Annotated in this window: 24 protein-coding genes and 3 pseudogenes; 21 read left to right on the top strand and 6 right to left on the bottom strand. The window is 61.2% G+C overall.

The features are described 5' to 3' along the window. The first annotated feature begins 23 nt into the window (after positions 1-23). From aztC to ATB98_RS06630, 6 genes and pseudogenes are all read left to right on the top strand, one after another. Positions 24-1031, top strand: coding sequence for a zinc ABC transporter substrate-binding protein AztC (gene aztC, locus ATB98_RS06655; RefSeq protein ID WP_066870965.1), 1008 nt, complete (start codon positions 24-26; stop codon positions 1029-1031). Between the two features lie 132 nt (positions 1032-1163). Further along, positions 1164-2234, top strand: coding sequence for a CobW family GTP-binding protein (locus ATB98_RS06650; protein WP_066870878.1), 1071 nt, complete (start codon positions 1164-1166; stop codon positions 2232-2234). Next, on the top strand, positions 2231-2518 hold the full coding sequence (locus ATB98_RS06645; RefSeq protein WP_066870875.1) for a hypothetical protein: 288 nt from the start codon (positions 2231-2233) through the stop codon (positions 2516-2518). Before ATB98_RS06650 ends, ATB98_RS06645 begins: the two co-directional genes overlap by 4 nt. 144 nt (positions 2519-2662) lie before the next feature. Continuing rightward, positions 2663-3106, top strand: a complete 444-nt coding sequence (locus ATB98_RS06640) for an RrF2 family transcriptional regulator (RefSeq protein ID WP_066870872.1) — start codon at positions 2663-2665, stop codon at positions 3104-3106. 3 nt (positions 3107-3109) lie between these two features. After that, positions 3110-3996: pseudogene (locus ATB98_RS06635) on the top strand (NAD(P)/FAD-dependent oxidoreductase). A gap of 322 nt (positions 3997-4318) precedes the next feature. Beyond that, positions 4319-4501 (top strand): hypothetical protein, encoded by a 183-nt coding sequence (locus ATB98_RS06630; protein ID WP_066870870.1) that lies wholly within the window; start codon positions 4319-4321, stop codon positions 4499-4501. Between the two features lie 71 nt (positions 4502-4572). Here the strand turns inward: ATB98_RS06630 and ATB98_RS27870 are convergent, their stop codons facing one another. Then, positions 4573-4755, bottom strand: a complete 183-nt coding sequence (locus tag ATB98_RS27870; RefSeq protein WP_234781877.1) for a hypothetical protein — start codon at positions 4753-4755, stop codon at positions 4573-4575. A 173-nt stretch (positions 4756-4928) separates the two neighbouring features. On the opposite strand from ATB98_RS27870, the gene ligD reads away from it, so the two are divergent. The 8 genes and pseudogenes from ligD to ATB98_RS29915 all read left to right on the top strand — a co-directional run. Further along, positions 4929-6758 (top strand): DNA ligase D, encoded by a 1830-nt coding sequence (gene ligD, locus ATB98_RS06625; protein WP_066870864.1) that lies wholly within the window; start codon positions 4929-4931, stop codon positions 6756-6758. 104 nt (positions 6759-6862) lie between these two features. After that, a complete protein-coding gene (ku, locus tag ATB98_RS06620) occupies positions 6863-7783 on the top strand; it encodes a non-homologous end joining protein Ku (protein ID WP_066870861.1) in 921 nt (306 codons plus the stop codon). Positions 7784-7795: 12 nt separating this feature from the next. Further along, the gene (gene ku / locus ATB98_RS06615) at positions 7796-8611 is read left to right on the top strand and encodes a non-homologous end joining protein Ku (RefSeq protein WP_066870858.1); all 816 of its coding nucleotides are present in this window, start codon (positions 7796-7798) and stop codon (positions 8609-8611) included. A 185-nt stretch (positions 8612-8796) separates the two neighbouring features. After that, positions 8797-9027, top strand: coding sequence for a hypothetical protein (locus ATB98_RS06610; protein ID WP_066870855.1), 231 nt, complete (start codon positions 8797-8799; stop codon positions 9025-9027). After that, positions 9027-9197, top strand: coding sequence for a hypothetical protein (locus ATB98_RS29445; RefSeq protein WP_167354062.1), 171 nt, complete (start codon positions 9027-9029; stop codon positions 9195-9197). Before ATB98_RS06610 ends, ATB98_RS29445 begins: the two co-directional genes overlap by 1 nt. Continuing rightward, positions 9190-9579, top strand: coding sequence for a hypothetical protein (locus ATB98_RS06605; RefSeq protein ID WP_066870852.1), 390 nt, complete (start codon positions 9190-9192; stop codon positions 9577-9579). Before ATB98_RS29445 ends, ATB98_RS06605 begins: the two co-directional genes overlap by 8 nt. A 168-nt stretch (positions 9580-9747) precedes the next feature. After that, positions 9748-10369 (top strand): annotated as a pseudogene (locus tag ATB98_RS06600) (SOS response-associated peptidase). A 50-nt stretch (positions 10370-10419) separates the two neighbouring features. Next, positions 10420-10533 (top strand): annotated as a pseudogene (locus ATB98_RS29915) (thermonuclease family protein); the annotation flags it as partial. A 151-nt stretch (positions 10534-10684) separates the two neighbouring features. Here the strand turns inward: ATB98_RS29915 and ATB98_RS06595 are convergent. From ATB98_RS06595 to ATB98_RS06575, 5 genes are all read right to left on the bottom strand, one after another. Then, entirely contained in the window at positions 10685-11755 is a 1071-nt protein-coding gene (locus ATB98_RS06595) for an extracellular catalytic domain type 1 short-chain-length polyhydroxyalkanoate depolymerase (protein ID WP_066870849.1), read from the bottom strand. Between the two features lie 123 nt (positions 11756-11878). Next, a complete protein-coding gene (locus tag ATB98_RS29910; protein WP_234781881.1) occupies positions 11879-12490 on the bottom strand; it encodes a Spy/CpxP family protein refolding chaperone in 612 nt (203 codons plus the stop codon). A gap of 183 nt (positions 12491-12673) precedes the next feature. Further along, positions 12674-15046: a phosphoketolase family protein gene (locus ATB98_RS06585; RefSeq protein ID WP_066870846.1), complete on the bottom strand. Its 2373-nt coding sequence runs from the start codon at positions 15044-15046 to the stop codon at positions 12674-12676. Further along, positions 15043-16239, bottom strand: a complete 1197-nt coding sequence (locus tag ATB98_RS06580; RefSeq protein ID WP_066870838.1) for an acetate/propionate family kinase — start codon at positions 16237-16239, stop codon at positions 15043-15045. Before ATB98_RS06580 ends, ATB98_RS06585 begins: the two co-directional genes overlap by 4 nt. A 182-nt stretch (positions 16240-16421) precedes the next feature. Continuing rightward, entirely contained in the window at positions 16422-17078 is a 657-nt protein-coding gene (locus tag ATB98_RS06575) for a CBS domain-containing protein (protein ID WP_066870835.1), read from the bottom strand. 101 nt (positions 17079-17179) lie between these two features. Here ATB98_RS06575 and ATB98_RS06570 point away from each other — a divergent pair, with 101 nt between their 5' ends. The 7 genes from ATB98_RS06570 to ATB98_RS06540 all read left to right on the top strand — a co-directional run bounded on the left by ATB98_RS06570 (position 17180) and on the right by ATB98_RS06540 (position 25592). After that, positions 17180-19381, top strand: coding sequence for a copper-transporting P-type ATPase (locus ATB98_RS06570; RefSeq protein ID WP_066870832.1), 2202 nt, complete (start codon positions 17180-17182; stop codon positions 19379-19381). Then, positions 19378-19587 (top strand): DUF2933 domain-containing protein, encoded by a 210-nt coding sequence (locus ATB98_RS06565; protein WP_066870829.1) that lies wholly within the window; start codon positions 19378-19380, stop codon positions 19585-19587. Before ATB98_RS06570 ends, ATB98_RS06565 begins: the two co-directional genes overlap by 4 nt. Before the next feature lie 112 nt (positions 19588-19699). Continuing rightward, positions 19700-20083, top strand: a complete 384-nt coding sequence (locus ATB98_RS06560) for an SRPBCC family protein (protein ID WP_234781875.1) — start codon at positions 19700-19702, stop codon at positions 20081-20083. A 428-nt stretch (positions 20084-20511) separates the two neighbouring features. Next, the gene (locus tag ATB98_RS06555; RefSeq protein WP_066870826.1) at positions 20512-21039 is read left to right on the top strand and encodes an Hsp20/alpha crystallin family protein; all 528 of its coding nucleotides are present in this window, start codon (positions 20512-20514) and stop codon (positions 21037-21039) included. 262 nt (positions 21040-21301) lie between these two features. Further along, the gene (locus tag ATB98_RS06550; RefSeq protein WP_066870960.1) at positions 21302-22021 is read left to right on the top strand and encodes an ABC transporter ATP-binding protein; all 720 of its coding nucleotides are present in this window, start codon (positions 21302-21304) and stop codon (positions 22019-22021) included. Positions 22022-22026: 5 nt separating this feature from the next. After that, positions 22027-24390 (top strand): ABC transporter permease, encoded by a 2364-nt coding sequence (locus ATB98_RS06545; protein ID WP_066870963.1) that lies wholly within the window; start codon positions 22027-22029, stop codon positions 24388-24390. Positions 24391-24392: 2 nt separating this feature from the next. Continuing rightward, the gene (locus ATB98_RS06540) at positions 24393-25592 is read left to right on the top strand and encodes an efflux RND transporter periplasmic adaptor subunit (protein ID WP_066870823.1); all 1200 of its coding nucleotides are present in this window, start codon (positions 24393-24395) and stop codon (positions 25590-25592) included. Positions 25593-25830: the final 238 nt, after the last annotated feature.

Raw genomic sequence — 25830 nt, 5'->3', positions numbered from 1 at the left:
CTGATCAACAAAAGGAGATTTCGATGTTCAGGACACTACACCTCGCAACCTATGCCGGCCTGCTGACGCTTGGCGGCCTCGCTTCCAGCGCGTCTGCTGCCGAGCTAAAAGCGGTCGCAAGCTTCTCCATCATTGCCGATTTCGCGAAGAACGTCGGCGGCGATCGGGTTGAAATCTCGACGCTCGTACCGGTCGATGGCGATACCCACGTCTACGAGCCGCGCCCGGCCGATGCGGCTGCCCTGGAGCAGGCGGACGTTGTTCTGGTCAACGGTCTTCAGTTCGAAGGCTTCATGTCGCGCCTGATCGAGACGAGCGGTACCACGGCTCCCGTCATCGAGGTAAGCAAGGGCATCGAACCGCTGAAGGCTGCCGAGGAAGAGCATGCTCATCACGAAGGCGAGGAGCATGCGAAGGCCGGGCTCGATCAAGACCATAAAGCCGAGGAACATGCCGATGCCGGCGACGACCATGGCCATGAAGGTCATCACCATCATGGCGAGTTCGATCCGCACGCCTGGCAGTCGATCCACAACGCCGAAATCTACGTGAAGAACATTGCCGACGCCTTCTGCGAGGCCGACAAGGCTGGTTGCGCGACATACACTGCCAACTCTGAAGCTTATCTCGCCAAACTCGGCGAACTGGAGACGGAGATAAAGGCGGCAATCAACGTCATCCCACAGGACAAGCGCACCATCATCACGTCGCATGATGCGTTCGGTTATTTCGCGCACGAATACGGTTTGAAGTTCATCGCGGCCGAGGGCCTATCGACGGAAGCGGAGGCTTCCGCCGCCGACGTCGCCAGGCTCGTCGACCAAGTAAAGGAAGAAAAGGCCTCTGCAATCTTTGTCGAGAACATCACCAATCCGCGCCTTGTCGAGCAGATTGCCGGCGAAACCGGTCTGAAGGTCGGCGGCACGCTCTATTCCGATGCGCTGTCCGGCGAAGACGGTCCGGCATCCACCTACATCGACATGTTCCGCTACAACGTAAACACCATCAAGGCTGCCATTCTCGGAAGCTGATCGAGCGGCTTGCCCGGCAGGGCCGGGCAAGCCGTGCGAACCACCCGTGTGAACCAATGTGAGAGGCGATCGCGACGTGATTGGCGGACTGTTCAAGCGGCACAACCAGCGCGGGGCACAACGGAGGATGGGATGAAGCCAATCTACGACCCGGTGCCTGTGACATTACTGACGGGCTTTCTCGGCTCCGGTAAGACGACATTCCTGAACGAGATTCTTGCCCATCCCCGGATGGCCGCCGCCGCGGTTCTCATCAATGAGTTCGGCACGGTCCCCATCGATCACCACCTGGTCCGCAGCGGTTCTGAAACCTATTTCCGCACCACGAGCGGCTGTATCTGCTGCACGGCGACCAGCGACATCCGCATATCCTTGCACGAACTGCACGAGGCACGGCTTCGAGGCGAGATTCCTCCGGTTTCGCACGTAGTCGTCGAGACCACCGGACTTGCCGATCCCGCTCCGATCGTCAACAGCCTCATTCCCGGAGGCGCGCCTGCCATGGGACTGAGGGACCATGTCGTCGCGGCTCACTTCTACCTCGCTGAGGTTATCACGGCTTTCGACGTCCTGAACGGTCGCGCGACCCTCGATAGTTTCCTCGAGGGCTGGAAGCAGCTTGCCTTCGCCGATCATGTCATTCTCACGAAAACCGATGTCATTGGCGACGGTCGCGATTGGGCCGCGGAACTCGGCGCGTTGAACCCGGCCGCCCAATATCATGACCGACATGGGCCGGGTTTCGATCTAGCCGCTCTGTTCGGCAAACGTGCTTATTCGCTCAACGGCAAGGGCGAAGACGTGGATGGCTGGCTTGCGATGGAGGCCCTCGCATCTCACCCCGACCATAAGCATGATCCGAACCGCCACGGGGACGAAATCCAGGCGTTCAGCCTCACCAATGATCTTCCGCTCGAGCGGCATGCGGTCGAAACCTTCCTCCACATCGTGACGAGCAATATCGAATCCGGCCTGCTGCGGCTAAAGGGCATATTCGCACTTGCCGACGATCCGGATTGCCCGTTGGTCGCGCACGCGGTGCAACACCGGCTCTATCCCCTCCAGCGTCTCGAAGCTTGGCCAAACGACGATCGTCGCACCCGCGTCGTTTTGATCGGACAGGATATGCCCGCAAAGCCGATCCGCGACCTTTTCGACGTCGTAGCGCCGCGTTCGGCAAGAAAACAGCGGAGACTTGCATGAACAACGCCTTCATCAACCCCCTGGCGCGGGGTGCGCCCGCCGTCGTGGGCCGGGCACGCGCCATCAAACAATGGACGCGCGAGGTGCTCACGCTGCCCGACGATGCGGTCGTCTCCGTCAACGAGCTCGCTTGTCATGTGCCTGGCTGCCCGCCGAAGGAGACGGTGGTGCTTGTGATGCAGGGGGCACGAACGACGCATGTGTCGATCCACAAAGCAATGCAGGATCTCACACAGGACGACATCGCACTTGCGTTCGCGAGTGTGGCAGAGAGACCAGATTGAGAAGGTTCAGACCAGCCCAAGAAGACACCGCGGCCGGAACATGCGTCGGCCACGATCAGCCCACTGGAGCCGGGGATGTTTGTCCAGGAGCCTAAGGTGAGCTTCGCGCTTGACTCTTGCGAGAAATGTAACAATGTAAGTTACATGAAACACGACAGTCGCCTCTCCTCTGTCCTGCATGCTCTGCTGCACATGGCCGAACATCACGGCCCGATGACTTCAGAAGCATTGGGCAAATGCCTCGGCACCAATCCGGTCGTCGTGCGGCGGACGATGGGACTCTTGCGCAAGGCGCGGCTGGTCTCCTCCGATCGCGGGCATGCTGGCGGCTGGCGCATCGCTGTCGACCTTTCGGCCGTCACCCTGCGGCAGTTGCACGAGGCACTTGGCGAACCGGCGATCTTCGCCATTGGCAACCGAAACGAGACCCCGGAATGCCTGGTGGAGCAGTCGGTGAATGCCGCGCTGGACGATGCCTTCGCCGAGGCCGAGGCCTTGCTGCTCGAGCGTTTCGCCCACGTCACCATCGCCGATCTGGCCGCCGATTTCGCGCGGCGACACGCAGACAGGCGGAAACAGAAGGACTAAGACATGCATGATGTGATCGTTGTCGGGGGCGGCTATGCCGGGATGGCAGCCGCCCTGCAGCTTCTGCGTGCGCGCAGGACCGTGCTGGTGATCGATGCGGGACAGCGGCGCAACCGCTTTGCTAGCCACTCACATGGCTTCCTGGGGCAGGACGGCGTTGACCCCGCCAAGATCGCGGCCATCGCGCGCCGACAACTGGAGGCCTATCCGACATTGACATGGGCCGACGGGGGAGTCGCTACGGCTTCGGGCAGCAAGGACGATTTCAGCGTTGCCATGGAGAATGGCGAGGTGCATGCCGCCCGGCGGCTGCTGTTTGCAACCGGCGTTTCGGATCGGCTTCCTGCGGTGCCCGGCTTGGCCGAGCGATGGGGCAGGACCGTATTCCATTGCCCCTATTGCCACGGCTACGAGCTTGACCGAGGCCGCATCGGGGTGATTGCGGCCGGGCCGATGTCAATCCATCAGGCGCAGCTCTTGCCCGAGTGGGGCGCGGTGACCTTTCTGACCAACGATGCCGTGTCGCTTGAAGCTGAGGCGAGACAGAATCTGGCGCGGCGCGGTGTCGCGATCGAGGAAACGCCCGTCGAACGAATCGAAGACGATGCCGACGTGCGTTTGGCCGATGGTCGGCGGCTGCCTTTTGCCGGGCTGTTCATCGCCTCGCGCTGCGCGCCGCGACCCCGGTCGCCGAACAGATGGGCTGCGCGTTGATGGAGACCCCGATGGGGATCCAGATTCGCACGAACGAGGCAAAGGAGAGCAGCATTCCCGGTGTTTTCGCCTGCGGCGATGTCGCGCGCGTGCCGCATTCGGTCTCCCTTGCGGTCGGCGATGGCGCATGGGCCGGGGCGCAACTGCACCGGTCGCTTGTCTGGCCCGAAAGCTGATGCGGCGGACAGAGGCGGGAAAAGCGAATGACCGCTTGGTCCACAATTCGACCGTTCCGCCTGCCAGCCTCGGATGACCGCTCACCACCCTCTCGCGACGGATGGGAACCGGAAGGATCGACCGGTCGCGGAAGCTCAGTTGGCTGGGGGCTCCGACAGGTCTTGGTCTGAAGCGCACGTTTCGCTCGCCCAAGTTGACCATATCGCCGTCTCGCTTCTCGTCATGTGGCGCCGATGGCAGAAGTAGACGTCGCTGACGCCATAGGGCCGCAAGGAACCCCTCACCGCCTGTCCCGTTCTCCTCTCCAAAGGAGAACGGCAAATGACCACCAAAGACACCAACGCTAAGCCAGAGCAGGGAAAGCCCAAAGACGTGCACCAGCCCGCAGCTCGGAAAAAGCACCGAGACGAGGAATCCATCGCACCGCCGACGGTGCAGGCTCCTGGCGCCAAGGACACGAGTGAGAAACCTGAGGTGAATCCAGTTACCGGTGGGGCGGTGTAGCCGGAGTCGAGAGGCGCGTTAGCGCGCTTTCCGGTGCCCCAGAGCGGGGCCTTCTGCTGGCATTGCCCTACTCAGACCCGTCCGCACCGACATCGACGTACCGAGCGCAGGTAACGAACGATCTCCGATTTCAGGAAATCACGTTCGCCATAGGTCTCCTCGATCTTATCGAGCTCTCGCCCCGCCCTTTCGTATTCAGCTGGCGACAGGTCTGCCCTGACCTTCATCAGCTTTCGGTTGATGCTCTGTGCCATGTAGACGCTCCGTTGGGGCGACCCTCGCCGCCAGCGCCGCCAAACAACGCGATGCCCCGGGACTAAACTCGCTCAAGTGCGAATCCGTTGCATCCCTTCGATTCGAAGAAATGTCGGGAACGATTCCCGGCTGTGAGGATTGAATCGCTCAGTTCAGAACATGGAGGCATGTCTTGGATCGGCGTGCCAAAACCGCGCAGCCGCAAGGTGGCAGCCAAGCAGCCCCTTTCCGTCGTCTGGCCAATATCGGTGCAAAGAAAGCCGCATTCCCAACCTTTATTGAACCCTGTCACCCAACCCTAAAGAGGCGGCCGCCGGACGGTCCGGGCTGGCTGCATGAGATCAAGTTCGATGGCTACCGCGCGCAACTCCATCTGCACGACGCCAAGGCCACCGTCTACTCACGAAGCGGTCTCGACTGGACCAAGGAGTTCAATTCAATCGCGATGGCTGCGGAGGAGTTCGCCGACCATGACCTGGTGATGGACGGCGAGGCCACCGTCTTCGGCAAGACCGGCCTTCCCGATTTCCAAGCACTCCGGCGCGAGCTCGCGAAGAGCGCATCGCCGCGCCTGACGTTTCAGGCCTTCGACCTGCTCTATTTGGACGGATACGATCTCCGCCGTATGCCCCTCATCGAGCGCAAGCGTGTGCTGCGGGAGCTCATCGGCGACCGCCCCGGCGCCGTCGCCTATGTCGACCATCTCGACATCCATGAAGGAGATGAGGTCTATGAGCAGGCCTGCATGATGGGCCTGGAAGGGATCGTGTCCAAGCGCAAGGATGCGCCATACCGATCGGGACGGCAGGAGATCTGGACGAAGACGAAGTGCACAAAGCGCGCGGCGTTTCCCATCATCGCCTTCGTGGAAAAGCTCGGCGCGCAGCCGCGGAGAATTGCCTCGCTCTATCTCGGACGCTGGGAGGGCGACCGCCTTGTCTATGCCGGCAAGGCGCAAACGGGCTACACCCTCGCGGCCGCGCGCGCGGTACGGCAGCGGCTCGATCCGCTGATCATCGGCACGAGTCCCCTCTCCCACCCGATCAAAAAGCCGAAGGCGACCTGGGTCGAACCGCAAGTCTGCGCTGAGGTCGCTTACGGCGGCGTGACCGATGACGGCCTGTTGCGCGAGCCGGTTTTCAAAGGCCTGCAGAAAGAACCCAGTTCAATGCCAGCGAAGTCCACGGCAGCCGCGCCGGCGTCCAGCCAGGTTCCCCGCGAGAACATCTTGCAGCTCCTGCCGGATGCGGTCGTGCCATCGAAAGAGGAACTCGTCTCATATTGGACGCGTGCTTCCGACCGCGCGCTGCACTTCCTCGGCGGCCGGCCTCTGAAGTTGGTCCGGCACGTCAACGGCACCACCTTTTACCACAAGGGTCCGTTGCCACCGATCCCACCGGAGGTTCATCAGCTCCGTATCGAGAAGCGCGAGGGCGGCGAAGGAGTCCGATTATGGGTCGATGATCTCGCCGGCTTGCTGGGCCTTGTCGAAATTGGTGTCGTTGAACTGCATCCTTGGGCGGCGACCGTCGACGATATCGAACACGCCGATACACTGATATTCGACCTGGATCCCGGCGAAGGCATCGAGTGGGAGTTCGTCGTCGACACTGCTTTTCGGCTGCGGGACCTGCTCGACGCCGAGGGCTTCAAGACCTGGCCGAAACTGACCGGCGGCAAGGGCGTTCATCTCATGGCCCCTCTGCCGCAGAAGATGACCCACAATGCGGTGCACGCTTATGCGAAACGCCTGGCGCAGCAGTTCGCCAGCAGCGATCCCGATCGCTATGTTACGTCCGCGCAGCTTTCGCACCGGCCCGGCAGACTTTTCCTCGATTACCTCAGGAATGGCCGCGGCACCACCGCCGTCGGCACCTATTCGCCCAGAGCTCGCTCCGGCTTTCCCGTCGCGGCACCCGTCACCTGGAAAGAAATCGAGCGCAGGATAAAACCGGATGCATTCACAATGAGCCGTCCGCCAAGACGACGTCGCGGTGTGTGAGCTTCAATTCGAAAATCCTTGAAAAGATCTGTTTTTGAGCCGGAACAAATAAGAAAGCGATTCGGTTGACTCGCGAGCCCGCATACTGCGGCAGGAGCGAGACAATGGCAGTCGCGGCACGAGCCCAATGGAAGGGATATATTCGATTCGGCGAGGTGACCGCACCGGTGGCGCTTTACACCGCCACGTCGACTTCCGAACGGATCTCCTTCCACACCGTCAACCGAAAAACCGGAAACCGGGTGCGCCGTGAATTCGTCGATGGCGTTACCGGCAAGCCGGTGGAGAAGGAAGACCAGGTCAAGGGCTACGAGCTCGACAACGACAGATACGTCGTTCTCGAGCCGGAGGAAGTTGCCTCCGCGGTACCGGAGAGCGACAAGACCCTGCATGTCCAGGCCTTCATTTCCTGCGACGACATCGACAAGGTCTATTTCGACCGGCCCTATTATCTGACACCGGACAAGATGGGCGCGGAGGCCTATGCGCTGCTGCGCGACGGCATGCGCAAGAAGGAGGTCGCCGCCGTCGCCCAGACGGTCCTCTTCCGGCGGATGCGCACCGTCTTGCTCCGCACGCACGACAAGGGGCTGATCGCCACCACGCTCAACTTCGATTATGAGGTCCGGAGCGCCAAGGAAGCCTTCAAGGAAATCCCCGACATCAAGATCAAGGGCGAGATGCTCGACCTCGCCAAGCATATCATCGGCATGAAGAAGGGAACCTTCTCGGCTGAGGAGTTCGACGATCGGTATGAAGCGGCGCTCGCCGAATTGATCAAAGCCAAACTCGAAGGCAAATCCCTTCCGAAGCGCGCTCCTCCGAAGGTCTCGAAAGGCAACGAACTGCTTGAGGCTCTCCGTCAGAGCGCCTCCGGCATGAAGCCCCCTGCACCGTCGAAGAAGCGCGAAAGCAAGGCAAGCTCGGCTAAAGGCAGGGAGAAGGCGACACGCTCGACCGCTGCGAAGGCCAAGTCGAAGGCAACCGCAAAGAGCGCGCCCGCCCAGCGGCGTCGAGCAAGCTAAGGGAGGTGAACGATGGCGCCCCCACGTCCATACTGGAAAGGCTACCTCAAGCTCTCGCTCGTCACCTGCCCTGTTTCGATGATGCCGGCGACCAGCGAATCGGAGAAGGTCCGCTTCCATACCCTGAACCGCAAGACGAACAATCGCGTCGTCTCGAGATATGTCGACGCGGAGACTGGCAAGGAAGTCAGGGAAGAAGACGAGGCGAAGGGCTATGAGCGCGGCGAAAACGACTTCCTCGTGATCGAGGACGAGGAACTGGAGAGCGTCGCCCTCGAAAGTGCGAGGACCATCGACATCGAAATGTTCGTGCCGCGTAACACGATCGAGTGGGTCTGGCTCGAGAAGCCGCACTATCTGTCGCCGTCGGACGAGGTCGGGCATGAAGCGTTCAGCGTCATCCGCGACGCCATGGAGGCCGAGAAGGTCGCCGGCATATCGAGGCTCGTGATCGGCCGCCGAGAGCGCGCCGTTATGCTGGAGCCGTGCGGAAAGGGGATCGTCGTCTGGACGCTGCGCTATGGCGACGAGGTCAGAAAGCCGGAGCACTACTTCGACGAAATCGGCGATGGGGACAACGATCCCAAACTGATGAGCCTCGTCACCACGCTGATCGAGGAGCGCAGCAAACCGTGGAATCCGAACATGGTGCGCGACCCGGTGCAGGAAAAGCTCAAGGAAATCATCGAGAGCAAGCGCAAGTCGGCAAAGAAGGGGGCCAAGCCGATAGGCAAGGGCGACGAGCCGACCTACACTGGCAACGTCATCGATCTTATGTCGGCTCTCAAGGAGAGTCTGGAGAAAAAGTCGAGCCGCAAGAAGTCATAGAGGCGAACTCCGTACGCCTCCCTCCCCGCTCCGCCCTAGGCAGCTCCTCGTAATTTCAATGCCGCAGAAGCCGCATTGACTCCCGCCGGAATTAGAACATAATAGGAACATTCCGTCGGCGCTGGCGCCGCCATCTGACAATTTTTAAAGAGCCACAACCTCGTGTCCGCGGGGGAGGAAAAGCCATGTCTGCCGTAAAGGGTCGATCCGACATCGAGAAGTACGACGATTGGCTGGATGATGTCGCCGCCGCGCTGGCTTGGCATGGCGGCGATGCGGAGGCGACGATCCGCACTCTCCTCGCCGACTGCAAGTACCTCCGCGAACAACTCGCGCTCGCCGAAATAGCGATGAGTCTGGGTTTCACCCGTGGCTGGAAACCGGCACACGACAGAGAGACGGCAAGGAGCTCATGATGAGCGACGAAAGTGCCGCAGATCGGCGCAACGACACCGCACTCTACGAGCACTATTGTGAACACCCCGGCTGTGAGAAATGGGGTGGCTTCGGCTTTGCCGTCGGCAAGTCCGCGCCGACCTGGTTCTGCTTCGAGCACCGGCCGGAATGGAAGCCGCGCCATGCCTAGATCGGGATCCTGGTGGCTTTCGGAATTCACCGGTGAAAAGATCCGGATTGAATGCGAAGGCGGTATCAGCAGAATCTACGATTCAAAGACAATGCTGGAGCGGATCGGTGAGCGAAGCATGCCGGGCTTGCTGACGGAACTTGCACTGGCGAACGGCTGTAAGAGGACGACGAACAAGTTCTACGACCGCTGCAAGTTGAATTACGGAAGCACCATGCTTGCCAAGGAGGGATTGCTCTCTCGATCGAGCCGGGCGACGGTGCGGCGGCGCCGGCCGGCTCTCCAGAAGAAATCACCTTCGCAAATCTACGGTGGTACGAGCTCTTTTGCGAGTGCCGCGCGTGCGGCCGCGAAAGCAGATTGGATCGGTGCGCCTTGGTAAAGAAATTCGGGGCGAAGCAACCAATCCTGCCGTTGGCGCGGAAGCTGCGCTGCTCGAAGTGCAGGAACAGGAATGGCAATGTGATCAAGGTCGGAAAGGTTACGCGCTGATCTGCGAGTTGACGCAGCAGGCAGCCACGATACCCTTGCGGTCTGGAGAGGAAAGCCGATGTGCGGACGCATCTACATCAAGAGCACGCTTGGCGAGCTGCTGCGCAACTTCTCTTTCGCGCAGCGCGAACGTGTCGAGGGGCTGGCGAACCAGTTCCCGCGCTATAACGGCGCGCCGTCGCTCTATTACCCCATCATCATCCGCGACGTGGTCCGCGACCCGGACGTCTTCGGCCCCACCTTCGTCAGTGCCCGCTGGGGCTTGATCCCAGGCTGGATCAAGGAGCAGAAGCCCGGCCGACGGCTTTTTCGAGTGGAAGGACATCTTCGGGACGGGAAAGAACAAGCAGCCCTATGCGATCGCCATGAAGTCGGGCGAGCCGTTCGCGCTCGCCGGCATCTGGGAGAGCTGGCGCAATCCGGAGACCGGCGAAGATATTTGCACCTTCTGCGTCATCACCTGCCCGCCGAACGAGATGATGGCGACGATCCATGACCGTATGCCGGGCATCCTGCACCGGGAGGACTATGAGCGCTGGCTGTCGCCCGAGCCGGACCCGCACAATCTGATGCGGCCGTTCCCAGCCGAGTTGATGACCATGTGGCCAATCGACCGCAAGGTCGGCTCGCCAAGGAACGACACCGCCGACATTCTTGATCCGACCGAACCTGTTCTATGAAGCTTTTCCCGTTGCTAGCCGTCGCTTTCGCGCTCGGCGCTTCATTATGCATGCCTGTCGCTGCCGCCGATCCGATAACCGGGCGCGCGTCCGTCATCGACGGCGACACCCTGGAAATCCAGGGAAAGCGAATCCACCTCCACGGTGTCGACCCGCCAGAGAGCTGATAGAAGTGTGAGGATGGCGACACCTCGACGGGTAGTTGTCTTTGTCCGATTTGAACGGATAGCGATGATCGTCCTTCTTGGAAGCGTCCCGTCGTCAGGCTTAAATACGGGGATTAAGGCCGTTCCTGTCGCCTCGAGCGAAGCCCCCTCAGCGCATCAGTCCGGCCGATCGAAGTGCATTCTCGATGACGTTCCGGACTTTGTTCTGAGCCGAGCATGAACGATCCGCATTTGAAGAGGATGCGGAAGGCGGCTTCGCTTTGTCCCGTTTTCGCGTCAGTCCCCATGAATGGGCAATATGGGCGGTCGACGATATACCAACGTCGAGCATGTAGGGACCGCTCTTTCCATAGCCACTCGCCACGTCGAGCGGCAGCCCGTGCCCCATGCCTTCGATGCTGTAGAAGCTGACGAGCTCCCGTCCGTCATTGTCCTTCCAGACCTTACGCATCTGCCCGTCGATCGTTTCGGTGACCGTCGGCGCCGCGCCCAAGTCATGCACTCCGCGCCACTGTTCGACGATTGCGCGCGCGTTCACTTCGGCAACCGTGCTGTCCCTTGTTCCGTGCCAGACGGAGATTGTCGGCCATGGTCCCGAATGGCCGGATGCCGCCCGCACTTTGGCGCGCAGTTCTCGCGGTTTCGGGACGCCCTGCCCCCGCATGCGTTCGAACGCCTCCGAAACCGTCCGCGCGGTTGCGTATGGGAGGCCGGCGATGATCGCCCCGCCGGCAAAGACCTCGGGATAGGTCGAAAGCAAGACATTCGCCATTGCGCCGCCGGCGGACAGTCCCGTGACGTATATCCTTTCACTGGAGACCTTGTGCCTCGAGCACATTGTCTGGATCATTTGCCGAATGGAAAGAGCCTCGCCCTCTTCGCGCCTGATATCGTCGGGCAAGAACCAGTTGAAGCAGAGATTGCCGTTATTGTCGCGTACCTGTTGCGGGTAGAGCAGTGCGAAACCGTGTTTGTCGGCCAGTTTCGACCAGCCCGAGCAGGCATCATAGTCGGTCGGCATCTGCGTGCATCCGTGCAGGACCACGACAAGGGCCGGTCTCTTCGCCAGGTTCTTCGGCAGATAATATTTGGCCTTCAATGCACCTGGGTTCGGACCGAAATTCGTCAGCGTGGAAAGCCTGTTGCGGGCGTGCAGATGCTCGGCTTTGCCTGTCCTCAGCCGGGTGATCCTTGCAAGTGTATCGGATAGGGTTCTCATGAGTGGATATCTCCTTGCGTCAGCGGCGGGGTGGCGCGACCGGGTAACAACGTGGCTGGACCAGATTTGTTGCTGCACCGCACAATGAAATATCCGTGATGATCACTTCATCCGCGTGCTCGATCAAAGGATCGCGCGGGACCTCATTGCAGTCCTCTGCCCCATTATGCGATTTTTTCGAAGCACAGAACGAGAACGCCTCCATTGCGCACCGCGCGCCCAACGGTTTGTGGAGGTAGGCGACACTCGGCCACTGGGGTTTGCTCGCGCTTTCGGCGTAGTGGACCCATTCGCGACGATGAGGAATGGCAAAGTTCGACCCGAAGCTGCCGCTCGCCGATAGCGCCCGCAACGCTCGCAGACTGCCCGAGAGCAGCCGCTTGCGCAAAATCTTACATAAATCCCATCATTGGAGGCACAAGCAGCCTGTCGGCCATCTGGTTCTGCGCTTTGTTGAGCGACTGATAGAGAGGAGCGAGGGCGCCTTTCAACTTGCGTATGCTTTCGAGCCTGTTGGCTAAGGTGCCGCTGTTCAATAAGCTGCAATGGGCTTTCAACGGCTCGGCTCGCCCCTTCCATTCCGCCAGGCATCTGCATCATCCCATCCTGTGCGCCGCGAGCGTTCGATCGCAGCACCTCAGCGAAGGCGCTCCACAAGGCCTCCTGCTCAGAGGTTATCTTGAGCTCCGTTTTCAGGAAGGCGATACGCCCCTCGATGTGTTCAGGGGCCGTCATCTGCGCCATCGCGCTCATGCCGGTCTGCCCCACAGGTGCCTGACCGGCCATCATGCCCATGGGATTTTGTCCGCCGGTCATCATGCGGATCATGCCGCCCATCATGTCACCGCACATCATGCCGCTCGGCATCGTGGCGCTCGGGTTGGCAGCTGGAAGCTGCTGGCTAAGGCAGACGTCGCCCTATGCATCAACCTCCCGAATAAGCCATCGCCAGTTCCGGATCTCCGGCAAGTCCTCTCCATTCTCGCGGATGTAGGCGTCGTGTTCAGCGAGCTTGTCTTCGACGAAACGCGCGAACTCCTCGCGCGACGCGGCTAGCGAGGGGACCCGATCGACCACCGCCCTGGCGAGATGGAAACGGTCAAGTCCGTTGAGAACGGTCATGTCGAATGGCGTCGTCGTCGTCCCTTCCTCCTGGTAGCCATGGACATGGAAGTTGGCATGGTTGGCGCGGCGGTAGGTCAGCCGGTGAATAAGAGCGGGATAGCCGTGATAGGCGAAGATCACCGGCCTGTCGGTCGTGAACATCCGGTCGAAAAGATCATCGGCTACGCCGTGCGGATGCTGGCTGGGGGCCTGCAGCGCCATGATGTCGACGACGTTGACGACCCGCAGCCTGAGCGCCGGAAACGCCTCCCGCAGGACCATGACGGCGGCGAGCGACTCCATTGTCGGCACGTCGCCGGCGCAGGCGACGACCGCATCCGGATCGCCATCGTCATTGGACGCCCATTCCCAGATGCCGAGACCGGTTCGGCAGTGCGCCACGGCCGAGCCCATGTCCATCCACTGCAACTGAGGTTGTTTGCCGGCGACGATCACGTTGATGTAGTCGCGGCTCCTCAGGCAATGGTCGACGACCGATAGAAGCGAGTTCGCATCCGGCGGAAGGTAGACGCGGATGATGTCGGCTTTCTTGTTCGCAACATGGTCGATGAAACCGGGATCCTGATGCGAAAAGCCGTTATGGTCCTGACGCCAGACATGGGAGGTCAGCAGGTAGGTGAGAGACGCGATCGGCCTCCGCCAGGGAATGTCTTGGCACACCTTCAACCATTTTGCGTGCTGATTGAACATTGAGTCGACGATGTGGATAAAGGCTTCGTAGCATGAGAAAAAGCCGTGCCGGCCTGTCAGCAGATAGCCTTCCAGCCAACCCTGGCAGAGATGTTCGCTCAGCACTTCCATCACCCTGCCGTTAGGAGATAGCTGAGTATCGGTCTCCAAAATCTCGCCGGTGAAGGCGCGACTTGTTACCTCGAAAACCGGCGACAGGCGGTTTGACTCCGTTTCGTCCGGCCCGAAGATCCGGAAATTCCGCTCTTCCACATTGAGCTTTATGACGTCACGAAGATAAAGACCCGCGACGCGGGTTGATTCCGCTGTCTGGGAACCCGGATTATTGACCTCCACCGCGTAGTGGCGGAAATCCGGCAAGTTGAGATCTCTTAGAAGAACACCGCCGTTGGCATGGGGATTTGCTCCCATTCGACGCTCGCCCTGCGGCGCGAGGCTCCTCAAATCGGCGCGCAGTCGGCCGCTCTCGTCAAACAGTTCCCAGGGGCGATAGCTCTTGAGCCAGTCTTCGAGAAGCCCGAGGTGTTCCGGCACTTCCGCAATTTTCGCAAGCGGCACCTGATGCGAGCGCCAGGAGCCCTCGGTCTGCTTGCCGTCGACTTCCCGCGGCCCCGTCCAGCCCTTCGGCGAGCGGAAGACGATCATCGGCCAGGCAGGGCGACCGGAGAATCCCGCGTTGCGCGCCTGGCGCTGGATTTCGACGATCCGCCCATGGGCCTCGTCGAGCGCTGCCGCCATAAGCTGGTGCATTTGCCGCGGATCGGATCCCTCGACGAACAGCGGCCCGTAGCCATAGCCGCGGAACAGAGCCTCCAGCTCTTCATGGCTGATGCGGGCAAGAACGGTGGGATTGGCGATCTTGTAGCCGTTGAGATGCAGGATCGGCAGAACCGCGCCGTCTCGAGCCGGGTTGAGGAACTTGTTGGAATGCCAGCTCGTCGCGAGCGCTCCCGTCTCTGCCTCTCCATCGCCGACGACGCAGGCGGCGATCAGGTCAGGATTGTCGAAGACGGCGCCATAGGCATGCATCAGGCAGTAGCCAAGCTCGCCGCCTTCATTGATCGATCCCGGCACTTCTGCCGCCACGTGGCTCGGGACGCCCCCCGGATAGGAGAACTGCGTAAAGAGTTTCATGAGGCCCGCTTCATCCTGGCCGACCTCGGGATAAATCTCGGAATAGGTTCCTTCAAGATAGGTATTCGCAACAAGACTGGGGCCGCCGTGACCCGGCCCTGTGACATAGATCATGTTCAGGTCATGTGCCTGGATCAGCCGGTTCAGGTGGACATAGAGAAAATTCAAGCCTGGCGTGGTGCCCCAGTGGCCGAGCAAGCGCGGCTTTACATGTGCCAGCGTCAGCTTCTGCTTCAGGAGCGGATTGTCACGAAGATAGATTTGGCCGACGGAAAGGTAGTTGGCGGCTCGCCAATAGGCATCCATCCGCTCCAGAAGGTCGTTCGACAGGGGGGCGGTCATCGGGAAGGCTCCTTTCTGGTGAGGATATCTTTGACTGCTGCTGCAATGACGGCTTCCTCGTCGGCGGCGATCACGCGAACCTCGACGTCTGCGCCGGCAGCAGAAATGACGGGCTTGGCGGAGGCATTGCGTGTCGGGTCGAGCTCGATGCCTAGAAACCCAAGGCCGTCGCAGATCCGTTGGCGGATCACTGGGGAATGCTGTCCGATACCTCCGGTGAAAACCAGGACATCGAGTCCTCCCAACGCAGCCGCATAGGCGCCAATCTGCTTCTTGACGCTGTAGCAAAAGAGGCCCACTGCCTCGGCTGCCCTGCCATCGCTTTCCTCGCGGTCGAGAAGATCGCGCAGGTCGCCACTGGTTTCCGAGACGCCAAGAAGTCCCGCCCGATGATTCATCATTCGGTCGAAACTATCCGCGTCGACGCCTGAGTTCCTGACGAGGTAGAGAAAGATGCCGGGGTCAAGATCGCCGGACCGCGTGCTCATCGGAATGCCCGCCGCCGGCGTGAACCCCATCGTCGTATCGATGCTTTTGCCGTCCTTGACCGCGGCGAGGCTCGCCCCGTTTCCGAGATGGGCGAAAATCAAGCGGCCCGTTGTCGCCCGTTCCGGGGCGTCACGGCGTACACTTTCCAGAATGTGTGTGTAGGAGATGCCGTGGAAGCCGTATCGCACTACCCCTTCCGCATTGAACCGTCTTGGAATTGGAAGCATTCGCGCGACGGCCGGCATGTCCCGGTGGAAGGCGGTATCGAAACAGGCGACCTGGAGAACGCCCTCAAGGCGCTCGGTACATGCGGAGATGATGTCGAGTTCCGTCGGTAGATGTTCGGGTGCAAAAGGCCGCAGCCGACGAAGTTCGGCGATCATGGCATCATCGATCTCGTCAGGTGCCTGATATTTCATCCCGCCATGCACAACGCGGTGGCCCACCGCCGCAATCGATAGGAGCCCAAGACGTTTCTCCAGCCAGCCAAGCAGGAAGCTTGTAGCGGTACCATGATTGATCGATCCGGCGTCGTGGCAAGTCTCCGTCCGGCCTTCCGTCACGACGAAGAGCGTGCCTGACGTGCCTATGCGCTCGAACCGGCCGCGCAAGATCCAAGATCCACAACCCGCACTTTCGCAAACGGCAAACTTCAGGCTGGAGGAGCCGCCGTTCAAAATCAGAATGAGACGACCGTTCTGCATTTCCTTCCGTCCTTCGTCCAGACGATGGAGACATCCGGAAGCACAACGGGCGGCGATCGAATATGATCCCCGACAATGTACGGGCGGAGTGCAACGGTCCGCTTCAGCGATATCGTGCAGACTCGACAGAAGTGCCCTCGGACATAATCTAATTCGGGACCCGGCATCGCATGGAAGGGCGCTCAGTTCGCAACAATTCGCAGCCTGTTCCGCACGCCGCCGGCACCGCTGATCGTTTCGGCAGCGACGCGGGCCGCTTCCCGCAATACCTCGCTTTCGACCACTCCCCACAAACTGACGTTTCCGTTCTCGATCGTCACGTCTATCGCCCCCCTGTCGAGGCCGAGGTCGGAACAAAGCCGCGACAGGACCGCCCGCCGCACCGCCTCATTACCGACAGCGATAACATCAGGCCCAGAGGCGGCAATGGTGCGAAGGACATCGCGGCGCGTGATGATGCCCACCATCTCTTCCCCTCGCATGACCGGAATTCGCTTGATCCTTTTGGCAGCCATGAGTTCAGCGACGCGGCCGAGGGGCACATCTTCATCAACCGTGACAACAGGCTGCGTCATCACGTCGCCCACACGCCAGCTATGCCCCTTGATGAACGCTTCCGGCTTCGCTCCGGCGCGCCCAGTGCCGTCCCACGCAACCAGCCCCAGCTCCGCACGCCGCAACAAGTCGCCCTCCGACAATATGCCAATGAGCCTACCCTGGTCGTCGCATACAGGCAGGCCGCTTATTCCGGCCTCGAGCATCGTGCGCGCTGCGTGACTTACGCTGTGATCGGGGCTGATCGACAGCACCTTTCTGTTCATAGCATCTCTGGCCAGCATCCTACTGCCCTCCGATTAGAGCCCGCAGCATACGCGGAACCGTGGAGCAGGAGATTGATGTTGGTCAAACAATTGACTGCTGAAATGAATACCATGCCGGGATGGGTATTGATCCGAGCCATCGTCACAGTCGGACAAATGAGCACGTCCCGACCGCTCAAGCGGAGGGTTCGCGTGTCGCGCTGACGGAAGGCGTGATCTACACCTGCCCGATGCATCCCCAGGTGCGTCAGATCGGTCCCGGCAACTGCCCAATCTGCGGTATGGCCCTCGAACCCGAAGTAGTCACCGCCGAAACGGGTCCCAGTCCGGAACTTGTCGAAATGCGGCGGCGGTTCTGGATCGGACTGACGCTCACCATTCCCGTCCTGATCCTGGAAATGGGAGGCCACCTTTTCGATCTGCATATGATGGTCAGCCCCCAGACTTCGAACTGGCTGCAACTCGTCTTTGCAACGCCTGTCGTGCTTTGGGGAGGTGCTCCCTTCTTCGAGCGGGCTTGGCGGTCCCTCGTCACCCGACACCTGAACATGTTCACCCTGATCGCCATGGGCACGGGCGTGGCCTGGGTTTACAGCGTGGTCGCCACCGTCTTCCCCGGTCTGTTTCCGGCGACGTTCCGTGCCGAGGAAGGTTCGGTTGCGATCTACTTCGAGGCGGCCGCCGTCATCACCGTTCTCGTCCTGCTCGGACAGGTTCTGGAGCTGCAGGCGCGTGAGCAAACGGGCGGCGCGATCCGCGCACTGCTCGACCTTGCGCCAAAAACCGCCCGCCGCATCCGCGGCGATGGCAGCGACGAGGACGTGCCGCTCGAAGCCGTCGTGGTCGGTGACCGGCTGCGCGTCCGTCCCGGTGAGAAGGTCCCCGTTGACGGGGCACTCCTGGAGGGCCGCAGTTCGGTCGATGAATCGATGATCACCGGAGAGTCGATGCCGGTCACCAAGGAGGTTGGCGCGAAGCTGATCGGTGGCACGATGAACAAGACGGGCGGCTTCGTCATGGAAGCGGGCAAGGTCGGCCGCGACACCATGCTGTCGCAGATCGTCCGCATGGTCGCCGAGGCCCAACGGTCTCGCGCTCCCATCCAACGCCTGGCCGACGAAGTCTCTGGCTGGTTCGTTCCTGCTGTCATTCTGATCGCTATTATCGCCTTCGCCACCTGGATGGCTGTCGGGCCGGAACCCCGCTTCACCCATGGGCTGGTCGCCGCAGTGGCGGTGCTGATCATCGCCTGCCCCTGTGCGCTCGGCCTCGCCACGCCGATGTCGATCATGGTCGGCGTCGGCAAGGGTGCAAGTGTCGGTGTGTTGATCAAGAACGCCGAGGCGCTCGAACGCTTCGAAAAGGTCGACACGCTCGTCGTCGACAAGACGGGCACCCTGACCGAGGGCAGACCGAAGGTTACATCAGTCGTGGCCGTAAGCGGGATATCCGAGGATGAGCTGCTGCGACTAGCAGCCACGCTGGAGCGGTCGAGCGAGCATCCACTTGCGGCGGCAACCGTCGAGGCCGCCAACGAGCGCGGGATGGCACTCGGAAAGGCGGAAGACTTCGACAGCCCGGTTGGCAAGGGGGTGACGGGTAATGTGGAAGGCCGCAGGCTGATTATCGGCAGCCACCGGATCATGTCCGAGGAAGGGGTGGACGTCTCTGCCCTTTCGCAAAAGGCGGAGGAGCTGCGCGGCGAAGGAGCGACCGTCATCTTCGCCGCCATTGATGGTCGTTTAAGCGGATTGTTTGCGATCTCCGACCCGATCAAGGGGACGACACCCGCCGCCGTCGAGGCACTGCTTAAGGACGGCGTGCGCGTTGTGATGCTCACCGGGGATAACAAGACCACAGCCAATGCCGTCGCTCGCAAGCTTGGCATCACTGAGGTCGAGGCGGAAATCCTGCCAGAGCATAAAAGCGAGATCGTCGCCCGTCTGCGTAACGAAGGCAGGATCGTCGCCATGGCGGGCGACGGTGTCAACGATGCCCCGGCGCTCGCCGCCGCCGACGTCGGCATTGCGATGGGAACTGGGACGGATGTGGCCATCGAGAGCGCGGGTGTGACGCTGCTCAAGGGGGACCTGCAAGGCATTGTACGGGCGCGGCAGCTCAGCCACGCGACGATGCGGAACATCCGGCAGAACCTGTTCTTCGCCTTCATCTACAACGCCGCTGGCGTCCCGGTTGCGGCTGGCGTGCTCTACCCCGCCCTCGGCCTTCTGCTGTCGCCGATCATCGCAGCCGCCGCCATGGCGCTCTCGTCGGTCAGCGTGATCGGCAATTCGCTCAGATTGAGGAGTGCTCGGATATGACCTTAGACCGCAGATGGATACTGTTCGCCGCCTCGCTCGCTGTGATCGCCGCATTCTTCGTTCTTCGCGAGCACTGGCAACACGCATTGGGCCTCGCACCCTACCTGCTGCTGCTTGCCTGCCCGCTGATGCACCTCTTCCATGGCCACGGCGGACATCGCCATGGCGCTGGGGAACACGGGGCGAAGACGGGCGGTCTCACATGACTTACGGATACGCGGCACAGGCCATTGTCGATGTCGGGACGCCCGCGGAAGTCCTTTTGACCATCTCGATGACCCGGCGAGTCTCGGCTCGCACATGCAGAAGCCTTCGATAATGATGCTCGGCGGGAGCATCTCGTACGAGTTCGACGACGGCAAAGGCCATGCTGTCGGCTCCGTTATCAAGATGCGGGGCACCATACTTGGTCTCGTGCTTTCGATCGAAGAAGTGATAATCGAGCGGCAGCCACCCCGTCGCAAGGTATGGGAGACGCGGGGCCGCCCGAACCTCCGCGTCATCGGTGCCTACCGGATGGGATTCGAGATCAGCACTCTGGGCAAAGCCTCGCGGCTCCGGGTGTTCATCGACTATGATTATCCGGCGACGTTTGCGGCAAAGTTTCTCGGCCCGCTGCTTGGCTCGATATACGCACGCTGGAGCGTAAACCGGATGGCCAAGGACGCAGCGGACGCTTTTGCAGGCAGCGTGCGCTCATAGATCGACAGCGCGTATGAGCCACAACATGCCTGATGTCGCGGCTCTCCTCTGGTTGGACTACCGACATTCAGCAGATCGTCGACACGGATTTGGCGATGCCCCACGATCAGGTTTTAAGGAATGACGTCAACATGGGCCCGGCAAATCACCCATCCAGATAGGGCCGAGGCGGCTTTCGAGTGTTGTGCTGACTGGGAAAGAATGAGGAAGGCCGGAAACCTCGGTGCTTCCGGCTTCTACAGATCACCCCGGTCTTTGACGCCGATCAATGAGGCTGCCGCAGCACAGCGGTTTAATGATCTCATCTGGGGTGGCGACCGGCGGAGAAGCGCCGGGAGAAGTCGGCCAGACTGGCTTGCGGCCGCGCCCATCGAGCAACCAGCGGTGAGACGAGCCTGGAGCCACCGCTTTGAAGGAGGAAACCAGCCATGGCTGAACCTGCAACCAAACTGCCCATCAAGTCGGAAGAAAAAGGCGTCGAGCGTCGTGCGGAGTCGTGGCCCCCCTTCGAGAGCCTCAGATCCGAAATCGACCGGCTGTTCGACGACTTCGCTCCAAACCTGTGGCATCGCCCGTTGGCTTCCGCTCTCATGCGTCGGGTGCCGCGGCTGTCAGACCTGGACGTGGCGCCGGCCGTTGATCTGGCGGAGACAGAAAATAGCTACGAGATCACCTGTGAACTGCCGGGGATGGAAGAAAAGGACATAGAGGTCACCATCTCCAACGGGATCCTGACCATCCGAGGCGAGAAACAGGAGGAGAAAGAGGAGAAGAAGAAGGAATATGTCCACTCTGAGCGCCGCTATGGCTCGTTCCAGCGGACGTTCCGGATGCCAGATGGAGTCGATGCAGAAAAGATTGTTGCAAATTTCTCGAAGGGCGTTCTGTCGGTAACCCTGCCGAAGACCCAGGAAGCGCAGCAGAACGAGCGCAAGATCCAGATCAAGTCCGCTTGACCATCCCCGCCTTCCCCGTTCGCAATAGTTTTGACTCGTTTTGCGGGCGGGAGGCTTCTCACAGCGATTGACTAGAGATGCGCACCGGAGGCTGTTTCCCAGGCAGCTCGGCCGCAGCGCGCCCACGTCACCCCCGAATGGCAAAGGATCTGTTAAAGTTCACGCTCCTGAGATCTCGCGGTGCATTTCGGAATCCACTGGATTGAGCGAGGAACAGCAACACAACGGCACAACGGCGGGTCGGCATTCCGAGGAGCTTGTCGTGGAGAACGAGGCATCGGCCATTGCCCTTGAGGCACACGAGCTCACCAAGATTTATCGGATGGGTGCGGTAGAAGTTCACGCCCTGCGCGGGGTGGACGTGGAGTTTCGTGAGAGCGAACTGGTGGTTCTTCTGGGGCCATCCGGCAGCGGCAAATCGACATTGCTCAATATATTGGGCGGACTCGATACACCCACGCGGGGCACCGTCATGTTTCGCGGCCAGCCCCTCAGGATGGATAGTGAACGCGCCCTCAACCTCTACCGCCGAGATCATGTTGGCTTCGTTTTCCAATTCTACAATCTGATCCCCAGCTTGACCGCGCGCGAAAACGTCTCCCTGGTGACGGAGATCGCTAGAAATCCGATGTCACCGGTTGAAGCACTTTCGATCGTCGGCCTCGGCGACAGGCTCGATCATTTCCCGGCGCAACTTTCCGGTGGCGAACAGCAGCGCGTCGCCATCGCCCGCGCCATCGCCAAGCGCCCCGATCTGCTTCTCTGCGACGAGCCAACGGGCGCACTCGACAGCAAGACGGGAATCCTGGTGCTCGAGGCAATCCTCAAGATCAATCGCGAGCTTGGCACAACCACGGCGCTCATCACCCACAACGCCGTTATTGCCGAGATCGCCAATCGCGTGCTCTACTTTGCCGATGGGCGCATCGTCGAAATGCGGCAGAACGCCGTCCAGCGCGCCCCCGGCGAACTCGCCTGGTGAGCATGATGAGCAGTCTCGATCGAAAGCTGCTTCGTGAACTCTGGAGGCTGAAGGCCCAGGTTCTTGCCATCGCGCTGGTGATCGCCTCCGGCACCGCCCTGCTCATCATGGCGCTGACGACAATCGAGGCGCTCGAGGAAACGACCGCCGCCTACTACGAGAGGACGCGCTTTGCTGATGTGTTTGCTCAGGCAAAGCGTGTGCCCGAACATCTTGGCCGCGACATCGCGGAAATCCCAGGTGTGCGCCTCGCCGAAACGCGCATCGTCGAAGGCGCTATTCTCGACATGCCGGGCTTTGCCGAGCCGGTCGTTGCCCAATTGCTGTCGCTGCCCGAGCGGGGCCCTGAGCTACTGAACGCGCTGGTAATCCGGAGAGGTCGCCTGATTGACCCGACGCGCCCGAACGAGGTGGTCGTAAGCGAGCCCTTCGCGGAAGCCCACCGCTTGAAGCCCGGCGACACGTTCGAAGCAGTCTTGAGGGGGCGCAAACGCACGTTGCACGTCGTCGGTACCGCCCTTAGCCCTGAATTCGTCTATGCGATCGCTCCCGGCGGCTTGATGCCGGACGACGAGCGTTTCGGGATCCTGTGGATGGGCCATGATGCGCTGGCCGCCGCATTCGACCTTAAAGCCTCATTCAACAGCGTGAGCCTCAGCCTCCTGCCCGGCACAGACGAAAAGGACGTCATTCAGCGGCTCGACGGCATCCTGGCTCCATTCGGCGGCATCGGTGCCTATGATCGCGCCGACCAGACCTCGAACTGGTTTCTGGAAAGCGAAATCGCCCAGCAGAAGAATATGTCCCGGATCATGCCGACGATCTTCCTGGCAGTCGCGGCGTTCCTGACCAACATGGTGATGGCACGGCTGATCGAGACGGAGCGCCGCGAGATCGGGCTCCTGAAGGCTTTTGGCTACGGCAATCTGGCAATCGGCTGGCATTACGCCAAGATGGTGCTCGTCATCGGCACGATTGGCGTCCTGATCGGATCGTTGCTCGGTGCCTGGCTCGGCCACTGGAATACGGAACTCTACACCAAGTTCTATCGCTTTCCGTTTCTGCTCTATCGTCCAGGGCCTGCCGGCTTCGTCATCGCCGGTGCGATCAGCCTCGGTGCGGCGCTTGCCGGCAGCCTCGCCGCCGTGCATCGCGCTGTCAGCCTTCCGCCTGCGGAAGCAATGCTCCCACCTTCCCCGCCGATCTATCGCCGTAGCTGGGCTTCACGAACGGCTCTTGCCGGCGCGCTCGACGAACCGTCGCGCATGATCTTACGGCGCATCATCAGGTGGCCAGTCAGGGCTTTCCTCGCCAGCCTGGGACTTGCAATGTCTATGGCTGTCTTGATCATGGCACTGCAATGGGTAGACGCTATCGACTCCCTCGCCGAAACGGCTTTCGAGCGTGGGCAGCACCAGGACGCTACTATTGCCTTCAACGACCTGCAGCCCGTCGACACAGTGACAGACTTCGAGAATCTGCCTGGCGTCCTGTCGGCGGAACCTTATCGCCATGCATCGGCGCGCATCAGCCACGGGCATATCGTCGAGCGTCAGGGAATCATCGGCGTTCCGGCCGGCGCCGTCCTCAGTCCCGTCTTCGACGTCGAGCGCGGCCGCGTTGAGGTTCCTCCGGGCGGGGTCATGATCTCGCGCAAGCTCGCCGAACTTCTGAACGTCAGGGCCGGCGACACCGTCGCCGTCGAACTCCTGGAAGACCGCCAGGCCCGAGTAAGCCTGCCGGTGACGCAGATTTTCGAAACCTATCTCGGCACGCCGGCCTACATGGACATGGCCGCGCTCAATCGCATCGCCGACGATGGCCGCGTCGTGAGCGGCCTGCACATCCGTGTCGATGCCCGAAGCCGCGAGAACCTACTGAAGAGACTGAAGGACATCCCGAACATCGCCTCCGTTCTTTTCCGCCAGGCTGCAATCGACACCTTCTACAAGACCATGGGCGAGACGATCTTCATTTTCATCGGTTTCTTCGTCGCCTTCTCGGTGACGCTCTCCGTCGGCGTCACTTATAACTCGATCCGCATTGCGCTTTCTGAACGGGCCCGCGAACTCGCGACACTGCGTGTCCTCGGCTTCAGCCGCTGGGAGATCTCCTACATTCTCCTCGGAGAAGTCGGCATTCTCACCTGGATTGCGATTCCGCTTGGCGCGGCGATCGGCTACGGCCTCGCGTGGTACATGACGAGTGCCTTCGAGACGGAACTCTACCGCGTGCCGCTGGTGCTGCGGGATGCGACCTACGGCGAGGCAGGCCTGATCGCGCTGACGGCCACGCTGATTTGCGCTGCAGTCGTGCGCCGGCGGCTCGATCGCCTGGATCTGATCGCCGTGCTGAAGACAAGGGAGTAGCCGTGAGCGTCGCGAAGCGCAGATTGGCCATCTGGGGCAGCTTACTGATCCTGCTCGTGGTCGGCGTCGCCTATGCGCTGCGCCCGCAGCCTTTTCAGGTCGACCTCGCCGTTGCTGAGACCGGAACGTTGCGCGTGACGATCGACGAGGAGGGCGAGACGCGGGTGCGCGACGTCTACACACTTCACGCGCCGTTGCGTGGTCAGTTGCAACGCATCACCGCCGAGCCCGGCGACGTCATCAAGGCCGGCGAAACCTTGCTCGCGCAGATCGAGCCCGCTGCGCCCGCGTTTCTCGACGCGCGCACGGAGGCGGAGCTGCAGGCGGCGGTCGAGGCAGCTCGGGCCGCGCATAATCTCGCCGCCGCCGAACTCAACAAGGCCAAGGCCGACCTGACCTTTGCCGAGGGAGAGCGCGCGCGCGCCCGCATGCTGATCGAGCGCAGGACGATCTCGCAGCGCTCCCTGGAAGATGCGGAGCGTGCCTATAGCGTCGCACAAGCTAATCTCGCTACGGCCGAAGCTGGTCTGAAAGTGCGCGAGCACGAGCTTCATCAAGCCCGGTCGCGGCTCTTGTCGCGCCAGGAGATCAGGAGTCGCAGCGGTGCGTGCGAATGCGTCGCCGTGACGGCGCCGGTCAGCGGCGTCGTCCTGCATGTCATGCGCCGCAGCGAAGGCGTCGTTGAGGCAGGAACGCCATTGCTCGACATCGGTGATCCTACGGATCTGGAAATCGTGGCCAATCTCCTCTCGGAGGATGCGGTCCGGATCAAGCCACGCCAGCAAGCGCTTGTCACCGGCTGGGGCGGAGAAGATCTCAAGGCTGTCGTGCAACGCATCGAGCCTTTCGGTCAAACCAAGATATCGGCCCTCGGCATCGAGGAGCAGCGGGTCGATGTCGTCCTGGATTTTGCCGATCCACCGGAACGATGGCGTTCGCTCGGGCACGGTTATCGCGTCGACGTGCGGGTCATCCTGTTCGAAGGCGAAGTCCTCAGGCTGCCGCTTGGCGCCTTGTTCCGGCAACGCGAAGATTGGGCCGTCTTCGTCGCCGCAGAGGGACGCGCGCAACTGCGCCCCGTCGGCGTCGGTCAGAGGAACAGCCTCGCAGTCGAAATCCGAGAAGGTCTTTTACCTGGAGATCGCGTCATTCTTTACCCGAGCGATCGGATTAAGGATGGGGTCGCTATCACCGAGCGCTAGCCGCTGGTGCTGCAGCGTCGCTTTCAATGGCTGTCTCAGCTGCGTGGTCCCAGTCTCGATCGCCGCGCGGCGTAGAGGCCATCACCTTCCCGAGGTGCGGACGCTCTATTGATCGGTGATCCGTGAACCAGATCCAGACGAGCAGCAGACAAACGTCATGTGTATGCCGGAATTCGCCGGCAATTGTTCCAACTATCAGCGATCATTCCTGGCATTCCCCTAGCTCCGGGCAAAGGCA

This window comes from Sinorhizobium saheli (assembly GCF_001651875.1).
GTDB lineage: Bacteria > Pseudomonadota > Alphaproteobacteria > Rhizobiales > Rhizobiaceae > Sinorhizobium > Sinorhizobium saheli.
This window is presented reverse-complemented; position numbering and strand designations above follow the sequence as displayed.

Excerpts from the sequence above, each read along its gene's own strand:
- ATB98_RS06640 (WP_066870872.1), top strand. The coding sequence starts at position 2,663 with ATGAAACACGACAGTCGCCTCTCCTCTGTCCTGCATGCTCTGCTGCAC.
- aztC (WP_066870965.1), top strand. The coding sequence starts at position 24 with ATGTTCAGGACACTACACCTCGCAACCTATGCCGGCCTGCTGACGCTT.
- ku (WP_066870858.1), top strand. The coding sequence starts at position 7,796 with ATGGCGCCCCCACGTCCATACTGGAAAGGCTACCTCAAGCTCTCGCTC.
- ATB98_RS06555 (WP_066870826.1), top strand. The coding sequence starts at position 20,512 with ATGGCTGAACCTGCAACCAAACTGCCCATCAAGTCGGAAGAAAAAGGC.
- ATB98_RS27870 (WP_234781877.1), bottom strand. The coding sequence starts at position 4,755 with ATGGCACAGAGCATCAACCGAAAGCTGATGAAGGTCAGGGCAGACCTG.
- ATB98_RS06605 (WP_066870852.1), top strand. The coding sequence starts at position 9,190 with ATGCCTAGATCGGGATCCTGGTGGCTTTCGGAATTCACCGGTGAAAAG.
- ATB98_RS06580 (WP_066870838.1), bottom strand. The coding sequence starts at position 16,239 with ATGCAGAACGGTCGTCTCATTCTGATTTTGAACGGCGGCTCCTCCAGC.
- ATB98_RS06610 (WP_066870855.1), top strand. The coding sequence starts at position 8,797 with ATGTCTGCCGTAAAGGGTCGATCCGACATCGAGAAGTACGACGATTGG.
- ATB98_RS06575 (WP_066870835.1), bottom strand. The coding sequence starts at position 17,078 with ATGCTGGCCAGAGATGCTATGAACAGAAAGGTGCTGTCGATCAGCCCC.
- ATB98_RS06570 (WP_066870832.1), top strand. The coding sequence starts at position 17,180 with ATGGGTATTGATCCGAGCCATCGTCACAGTCGGACAAATGAGCACGTC.
- ku (WP_066870861.1), top strand. The coding sequence starts at position 6,863 with ATGGCAGTCGCGGCACGAGCCCAATGGAAGGGATATATTCGATTCGGC.
- ATB98_RS06545 (WP_066870963.1), top strand. The coding sequence starts at position 22,027 with ATGAGCAGTCTCGATCGAAAGCTGCTTCGTGAACTCTGGAGGCTGAAG.
- ATB98_RS29910 (WP_234781881.1), bottom strand. The coding sequence starts at position 12,490 with ATGACGGCCCCTGAACACATCGAGGGGCGTATCGCCTTCCTGAAAACG.
- ATB98_RS06565 (WP_066870829.1), top strand. The coding sequence starts at position 19,378 with ATGACCTTAGACCGCAGATGGATACTGTTCGCCGCCTCGCTCGCTGTG.
- ATB98_RS29445 (WP_167354062.1), top strand. The coding sequence starts at position 9,027 with ATGAGCGACGAAAGTGCCGCAGATCGGCGCAACGACACCGCACTCTAC.
- ATB98_RS06585 (WP_066870846.1), bottom strand. The coding sequence starts at position 15,046 with ATGACCGCCCCCCTGTCGAACGACCTTCTGGAGCGGATGGATGCCTAT.
- ATB98_RS06630 (WP_066870870.1), top strand. The coding sequence starts at position 4,319 with ATGACCACCAAAGACACCAACGCTAAGCCAGAGCAGGGAAAGCCCAAA.
- ATB98_RS06595 (WP_066870849.1), bottom strand. The coding sequence starts at position 11,755 with ATGAGAACCCTATCCGATACACTTGCAAGGATCACCCGGCTGAGGACA.
- ATB98_RS06560 (WP_234781875.1), top strand. The coding sequence starts at position 19,700 with ATGATGCTCGGCGGGAGCATCTCGTACGAGTTCGACGACGGCAAAGGC.
- ATB98_RS06645 (WP_066870875.1), top strand. The coding sequence starts at position 2,231 with ATGAACAACGCCTTCATCAACCCCCTGGCGCGGGGTGCGCCCGCCGTC.
- ATB98_RS06650 (WP_066870878.1), top strand. The coding sequence starts at position 1,164 with ATGAAGCCAATCTACGACCCGGTGCCTGTGACATTACTGACGGGCTTT.